General features: G+C 37.5%; 7 protein-coding genes and 1 pseudogene. 3 read left to right on the forward strand and 5 right to left on the reverse strand.

Annotation, left to right across the window (positions count from 1 at the left end; translation table 11 throughout):
- Window positions 1-108 precede the first annotated feature (108 nt).
- Window positions 109-207, reverse strand: a complete 99-nt coding sequence (locus F6K22_RS42410; RefSeq protein ID WP_363274279.1) for a helix-turn-helix domain-containing protein — start codon at window positions 205-207, stop codon at window positions 109-111.
- 162 nt (window positions 208-369) lie between these two features.
- Window positions 370-483, reverse strand: a pseudogene (locus F6K22_RS23955) (HNH endonuclease); the annotation flags it as partial.
- Window positions 484-505: 22 nt separating this feature from the next.
- On the opposite strand from F6K22_RS23955, the gene F6K22_RS23960 reads away from it, so the two are divergent.
- Together F6K22_RS23960 and F6K22_RS23965 are read left to right on the forward strand one after the other, a co-directional pair.
- Window positions 506-658, forward strand: coding sequence for a hypothetical protein (locus F6K22_RS23960; protein ID WP_293103677.1), 153 nt, complete (start codon window positions 506-508; stop codon window positions 656-658).
- A gap of 1,230 nt (window positions 659-1,888) precedes the next feature.
- Window positions 1,889-3,949, forward strand: coding sequence for an elongation factor G (locus F6K22_RS23965; protein ID WP_293103679.1), 2,061 nt, complete (start codon window positions 1,889-1,891; stop codon window positions 3,947-3,949).
- A 211-nt stretch (window positions 3,950-4,160) separates the two neighbouring features.
- Here the strand turns inward: F6K22_RS23965 and F6K22_RS23970 are convergent, their stop codons facing one another.
- The 3 genes from F6K22_RS23970 to F6K22_RS23980 all read right to left on the reverse strand — a co-directional run bounded on the left by F6K22_RS23970 (window position 4,161) and on the right by F6K22_RS23980 (window position 4,883).
- Window positions 4,161-4,355 (reverse strand): transposase family protein, encoded by a 195-nt coding sequence (locus F6K22_RS23970; RefSeq protein WP_293103682.1) that lies wholly within the window; start codon window positions 4,353-4,355, stop codon window positions 4,161-4,163.
- Window positions 4,324-4,587 (reverse strand): transposase family protein, encoded by a 264-nt coding sequence (locus tag F6K22_RS23975; RefSeq protein WP_293103685.1) that lies wholly within the window; start codon window positions 4,585-4,587, stop codon window positions 4,324-4,326. The genes F6K22_RS23970 and F6K22_RS23975 overlap by 32 nt, the downstream gene beginning before the upstream one ends.
- A gap of 119 nt (window positions 4,588-4,706) precedes the next feature.
- Window positions 4,707-4,883: a helix-turn-helix domain-containing protein gene (locus F6K22_RS23980; RefSeq protein WP_293103687.1), complete on the reverse strand. Its 177-nt coding sequence runs from the start codon at window positions 4,881-4,883 to the stop codon at window positions 4,707-4,709.
- A gap of 593 nt (window positions 4,884-5,476) precedes the next feature.
- On the opposite strand from F6K22_RS23980, the gene F6K22_RS23985 reads away from it, so the two are divergent.
- Window positions 5,477-7,141, forward strand: a complete 1,665-nt coding sequence (locus F6K22_RS23985) for a glycine/sarcosine N-methyltransferase (protein WP_293103690.1) — start codon at window positions 5,477-5,479, stop codon at window positions 7,139-7,141.
- Window positions 7,142-7,733: the final 592 nt, after the last annotated feature.

The following is a 7,733-nucleotide window of genomic DNA, read 5'->3' on the forward strand; positions in this document are numbered from 1 at the left end:
CATCTTTGAAAGCAAGGAGGCATAGCTGTAGGAGTTGTTTCCTTGATCGCCATGATATTTTTGAAGTAAAATCCTTGGTTGACAAGCATTATAGACTAATTTTGCTCATTAAGTTGTGTAAGTCCCATTAGTTGATTCGTAAGTCAAAATGCAAGTAGCTAATCCCCAGTTATAAGCATGACGAGCTACACCTGCGTGCGCAAGCAAGTATGGTTTTTTGTTTATTATTAACTTTTAGTTTAGTCTTTATTGATTTCATTTGATTGTTTTTGTTGACACTCCTAGCAGTTCTGCTGCTTCAGATATAGTTAAATTTATTAGACATAAATCTAGTATATCACAGTAAATGTGTAATAATGTTTAACTTTGTTAAATTATTTTAATACTGTTGATCCCCCTTAAACTGCCATCGCTGGCTGTCTTTTTATGGTGGCAATGTCTATGTAACAGTTGCAGATTTTTGTACTCATCCTTTCGGTTTTTGAGGTGTGAATATTGGGAAAATGTGAAAAACATTCAGCCTGAAAACTTGGTATTCTTGGATGAAATGGATGTTTTATTGGGGTTAACCAGAACTCATGCAGGTTCATACTTTGGAAGTAAAGTATATGATTTTTTACCATTTTATCGAGGTCAAAAAGTCACACTTGTTGGATAAATTAGTCTCACAAAAGTAGTAGGATTAATGACACTTAATGGGTTGATGGATGGCATTTACATTTCAAGTTTTTGTATAACATTTTTTCATCCCTAATCTATGGGAAGGAGCAGTATTAGTGATGGATAATTTACCTGCCCATAAGTTAAAAATAATTGAACCATTAATTCAATTCATTTGGGGCGAGTGTACTGAATTTATCACCTTACTCACCGGAGTTTAATCCCATAGAATTATGGTGGTCAGAACTCAAAAGTTTTTTGCGTAGGTTTAAACCTACTAGAGCAAAGATGGTCGATATAATACTTGCCACTGCACTCTTGTGATTAAATACTAACCACTTCAAACACTACGAGTCAACATTGTTGCTACTGTACCTCATAAACCTGGAATACGCTTTCATTAATGGATAATAGACATAGGCGTGAAAATCAAAAATAAAATCAATTCTTATCCATAAATTATCAATTATTTCTCCCTATTAAGTGTTAAGTGTTAAGTGTTCCTTCTTTTCTGGAGATGGATAATGGATAATGGATAATTGCCTCTATCCATTATCCATTAATGAACTTAATTATTCTGTTGCTCACCGTAGGTAAAAGCTGTCCTCTATAACCCACCGAGATTAACTATTCTGGCTATTTTAATATTTGTTTGATCGACAGTCTCTTAATCAAAAAAAACATATTTTTCTAGTAATAGTTTTTACTTAAAATTCTGCTAAATTTATCGTCATCCGGGAAAAAACTATTTTAATTATTAGGGAATAGACTAAAATAGAATCACCACAGCAATTCTATTTGAAGTGCTTTCATCAAGTATAGGCAATGAAGGGAGTACGTCTAGGAGTCTTTCAGATTCAATGCCAATAATTAACAATTAATTGAGAATTATAGGTTTGTTGCCAATTCACCACAGATAGCTATAAAATTTTTACTTTTTTTTAACTATTGGTAATTAAATTTCTACAGATAACTAGCTTAATATTTTATAGATATTTAAGGGAAGACTTAGTAACAAAAATTAAACATATTTGATATTAGTTTATCAAACTTGATTTAAGTTGAACTTAAATTTAAGATACATGAAAGTTTTTGTTCATAGTACGAAAAATAGGTTAGCCTGAAAATATAGCTTGAGAATATATAAAGAACAGATAAAGTAAGTCCAAAAAAGCTATGAATGTTAATCATCAATGCTGAATTATAAAGCATTGTGAGGAGGATAATTATGTCAGAAAAAGTCGCTTCAAATGTCAGGAATATTGCCATAGTAGGCCCCTATTTAAGTGGAAAAACAACACTACTAGAAAGTCTATTATCAACCACAGGAGCAATATCCCGTAAAGGCAGTGTCAAAGATGGTAACACCATTGGAGATGCTACTACAGAAGCTCGCGATCGCTCCATGACAGTAGAAATAAATGCCGCCAGTACCAAGTACGGCGGCATTCATTTTACGTTTCTAGACTGCCCCGGTTCCATAGAATTTGCCCAAGAAACCAATAACGCTCTCATCGGAGCAGGGGCAGCAATAGTCGTCTGTGAACCAGACCCAGCTCGCGTTCTTACCCTCGCCCCACTATTAAAATTTCTCGATGACTGGGAAATTCCCCATATAGTCTTCATCAACAAAATGGATCGGGTATGTACAGACGAAAATCACTGCAAGTCTAACTTTGGCAAAGTATTAGAAGCACTCAAAACTGTATCCAACCGCCCCATTGTCCCCCATCAATACCCCATTGCCAAAAATAATCAATTAATTGGATTTATTGATTTAGTAACTGAACAAGCTTATCATTATCATCCAGGAGCGCCATCAGACCCTGTAGAAATTCCTGAGTCTCTGAAAGCAGAAGAACACGCTGCCAGAGAAGAAATGCTGGAAGAATTAGCTAATTTTGACGATCGTTTATTAGAAGAGTTGGTCGAAAATATCGAACCACTTACCGAAGAAATAGTTGCTGACTTAAAAATGGAGTTGAGTGCAGATTTAATTGTACCTGTATTTGTAGGAGTAGCAGAAAAAGATTCTGGCGTGCGTTCTCTCCTAGATGCTCTGGTGCGAGAAACTCCTGCACCAACAGAAACGGCAAAACGTCGAGGTTTAAAATCAAATTCTGAAACACCCATTGCTCAAGTCTTGAAAACCTACTACACTCCTCAAGGTGGTAAACACTCTTTAGTTCGGGTATGGCAAGGGGAAATTACTGATGGGATGACTTTAAATGGAGTTCGCATCGGTGGAATGTATCGGTTGATGGGTCAACAAACAGAAAGTTTACAGTCAGCTCAAACTGGAGAAATAGTTGCCCTCAGTCGGATGGAAGGTATCCACACAGGTGATACTCTAACTACAAATGCAAGTCTGAAAACTCAGTTGCCCAAAGCAGCAGTATTGCCTCCTGTTTTTGCCATGGCGATCGCTCCGGAAAACCGTAAAGATGAAGTAAAAATGAGTGGCGCTTTAACAAAGTTGCTCGAAGAAGACCCTGCATTAATGTGGGAACAACATGGCGACACCCACGAAGTCATCTTTTGGGGTCAAGGAGAAATTCATCTACAGGTAAGTTTAGACCGTTTGCGTCGGAAATATAATGTTTCGATGAAAACTCACTTACCCCAAGTTCCCTATAAAGAAACTATTCGGAAAAATACTACTTCTCACGGCCGCTACAAACATCAAAGTGGCGGTCATGGACAATTTGGAGATGTGTATTTAGACATTCAACCGTTGCCACGGGGGTCAGGTTTTAATTTTAGTCAAACCATTGTTGGTGGTGTGATACCGAAGCAATATATTCCCGGTGTGGAAACAGGAGTTCGAGAATATCTCGAACATGGTCCCCTTGGTTTTCCGGTGGTAGATGTGGCGGTGACATTGACAAATGGGTCGTATCATTCTGTTGATAGTTCCGAGCAAGCATTCAAGCAAGCAGCGCGGGTAGCAATGCAGCAGGGAATGAGTGAGTGCCAACCAGTATTGTTAGAACCTATTGCTTTAGTGGAAATTTTTGCACCCAGTGAGTTTACCTCAAAAGTTTTGCAGTTAATTAGTATCCGTCGCGGTCAGATATTGGGTTATGAAGGTATGAATGACTGGAAAGGATGGGATAAGACTTCTGCTTATTTAGCTTTTTCAGAAATGCAAGATTTAATTGTGGAGTTGCGATCGCAAACAATGGGAGTCGGTTGTTTTAATTGGCAGTTCGATCATTTACAAGAAATGCCAGATAAGTTAGCGGAAAAAGTTTTGACAAAGAATAGTAGTACGAATGGTAATGGTTAAACTGTTTCCATAGGTAACTCAAAACTAAAACAGCTTGATTATTCAAAATAATTAACCGGACTTAATATTAGAGTTGTTGGGAAATAACTTAAGTAGGGAAAAAGGAAAACGAAAACTCAGAACTTTGGTTAGTTATTGTATTGTTTATGCTACCATTAAGTATAAATTCCATAACCCACTAGCAGTTAGCATCAATTTGTCATCAAAATCACTATGCATGATTACGATAAATCTGGCTGAGTGCACCATAACGTTTAACTCCGGCGAAAGCGTTTTCACATCTCACCCTTGATTGACTCAAATTTCGGTTTTCTGACTTTTGCTGTTGAGTTAATTCTCCTCCCTTGGGTTTTTTATGGGGGATAGAGATATTTTCATATTGGCGCGTGGATACCTTGAAAACCACTATCTACCTCAATTGGAATCTCTAAAGGTATATTACCAACAACTTTTTCCTGGTCGTGAAACTTTTGATCATGTAACTTACCTTCTTTTACCTGAGTTAAGACTAGTACTCGCTTGTTTTGGTCTACTGCTGCTAAATGTTTGCGAGTATGACACTTGTTTTTTCCCGAATAATTTAGTTTTTGTTTCTCTGAGTCAGTTGGTCCTTGTATCGGCCGTTGTGTGCCATCCATTACTATTATTCGACTCCAGGGAAACGTTCTATAAATACTTTAACCGAGTTGATTTGACGCTCTGGTAGTACCTTTTTCTCTCCCAATGTAGCTTCTAAAATTGGTTGTAAACGATGCACTCAATAATGGGCATGGCTACGGTTAATATCGAACAAGATACCAGCCAAATCAAAGGTGGGATAACATTTAAAGTAGAAGAGAATATAAAATAATTTGTCCTTATTCGTACGTAAACGAGCCTTACGGCCACCTCCAACAGAGCGAGCTACGAGGTTTCTCCAGTAATGTTTGCTCATACATTTGGTTAAAAGACTTCAACAACGATTCAAATGCTTTAGAGTTTAATCGTGTTAATGCTCTTAGTAACCTGTCTTGTTTTAGGGCTCGTTCAACGTTTAGCATTTTTCTGGCCAACTTATTCTTGACTAATTCTACCTTATTTCCCAACAACTCTATTATATTAAATCCGCTAGCTTCGGATTGATATAATTCAATCGTGAGTAGGGGCATCTATGCGAATCGCCCCTACAATATTGACTATTCTTCCCTAATCCTGAATTATACCAATGCTACCGGATTTGATATTAGTTATAGTCCGGTTAGTTAGTTATTTGAAAAGTTAGATTTAATTAGAGTTGTTGGGAAATAAAAATTGAAACTTCTAAAAAGCTGACTATATAAACATTTTATTTATTGAATAAAACAGCTATACTCTCTAACTGACAAGGGTTTTAGCAGCTTGCCGATCTTAATTCACAACAACTCTATGATAAAAATTGTCACCACCAATGATCGGATTACTATATTTAATCAAGCATTAATTTGACTAGGGTCTCATAGTATGTATAAGATGCTATAAGTTCTACTCTAAAAAAAAGCTATTATTAGTATGATAAGTGAAACAAAAACTAACCTCTCTGAGCAAGAAAATAATAATTCTTCTGAGAAAGTCAAAGATACATCCCACTATCAAACTCAATATATTCAGGGTTTTGTGTCCAAATGGGATGAGTTGATTGATTGGGAAACTAGGGCCAAAAGTGAAGGAAGCTTTTTTATCGACATTCTTAAACAGTATGGTGCCAAAAAAGTCCTAGATGTGGCAACAGGGACAGGTTTTCATTCTATTCGCCTCCGCCAAGCTGGTTTTGATGTTGTCAGTGCCGATGGCAATCCAGAAATGTTGGCCCAAGCTTTTGCCAATGGTCGTTCCTACGACCTGATATTACAAACTGTACAAGCAGATTGGCGTTGGCTAAATCGTAATATTGATGGTAAGTTTGATGCAGTTATCTGTTTGGGTAACTCTTTTACCCATTTGTTCTCAGAACGCGATCGCCGGAAAGTTCTCGCAGAATTTTATGCAGCTTTGAGACACGATGGTATACTTATTTTGGATCAGCGTAACTATGATGCAATTCTTGATTTGGGATTTTCCTCAAAGCACATCTATTATTATTGTGGGGAAAATATTAAAGCTGAACCGGAATATGTGGATGAGAGTTTGACAAGATTTAGATATGAGTTCCCCGATAAATCAGTCTATCATCTCAATATGTTTCCTCTGCGGAAAAATTATACCCGACAGTTAATGTTGGAGGTTGGTTTTCAGCGGGTTAAAACCTATGGCGACTTTCAGGAAACTTATCATCACGATGAGCAAGACTTTTTTATCCATGTTGCTGAAAAGAGTTACAACTCTCAACCTTTAGAAAATAAAACTATGAACTATTCCCCAACCGTTAGCACCGCTCGGGAATACTACAATAGTGATAGTGCCGACCGTTTTTATGCTATGATGTGGGGCGGTGAGGATATTCACATAGGCATTTACGAGAGTGAAGATGAACCAGTATTTGATGCTAGTCGCCGTACAGTAGAAAAGATTGCGTCTCACCTCAAATTGAGCAAAAATCATCAGGTTTTAGATATTGGTTCTGGATATGGAGGAGGCGCTCGTTACCTAGCTAAAACTTATGGTTGTCGAGTGCAGTGTTTAAATTTAAGTGAAACTCAAAATCGACGAAACCGCGAGTTAAATGAGGAAGAGGGTTTAACATCTTTAATTGAAGTGATTGATGGCAGTTTTGAAGATATCCCCTTGGAAGACAAAAGTGTAGATGTCGTTTGGTCTCAAGATGCTATTCTCCATAGTGGAAATCGGATTCAAGTCTTCAAAGAAGTGCAACGGGTACTCAAACGTGGTGGAGAATTTATATTTACCGATCCCATGCAAAGTGATGATTGTCCGGAAGGAGTTCTTAAACCTGTGTTAGACCGCATTCATTTGACTTCTCTAGGTTCAATAGCTTTTTATCGGAGAATTGCAGATTTATCAGGTCTTCAGGAAGTTGAAGTTATCGATCTCTCTGAGCAGTTAGTTAACCACTACCAACGTATTCTCAAGAGCGTGGAGGAAAATTATGAAAAAGCAGTTGCAGCGAGTGGTGAGGAGTATATTGAACGGATGAAAACTGGTTTGAACCATTGGATAGAAGCAGGAAGGAAAGGTTATTTAAGTTGGGGAATATTGAAGTTCGTTTGTCAAGGTTGAATATCATTAGAATTATGACTAATTTGTTCTATCTCAAAACAGTTGATATCAATCAATAAATATTGATATCCTCAGAAAAAAAATCTGATTTTTCTGAGCAACCTAATTTTTGAGTTATATCATATCCGGATAATTAGTTATAATAAAAACTTTGTTTGTAGTTGGGTTTTAGCCCTTCAAATATTTATGTTCGGGCTAAAGCCCAACTACAAGGATAATTATAACTCTTTTAGCGAATATGATATTAATTAATAGAAAAGTTTTGCAATTACTATAGATTGTAAAATTTTGTTTCATTTCCAATAATTATGGTTGCTCTGAATTTATCTCAACGTTGCTTGAAGACCCGCGCTCTCCTGAGGTCAGGAGTGTCGCATGGGAAAACCAATCAATCTTGCGGTTTTTCCAATAGTGTGCTTTAGTATCTAAAGGCTGCTGGGCTAGCAGTGTCAGCGCCAGTCGCTCATGGGGAGACCCCCTTTGGTGGCGCTGGCAAGTCTTTAGGAGCGCGCCGTAAGACCGGAAAGAGGCGAGGGCCTTGGAGGCTGGTGCATTGTTAGCGAAGCTCCCCTCCAGGAGGAACAGAAAACCC

Source organism: Okeania sp. SIO2F4 (assembly GCF_010672385.1).
Classification (GTDB): domain Bacteria; phylum Cyanobacteriota; class Cyanobacteriia; order Cyanobacteriales; family Microcoleaceae; genus Trichodesmium.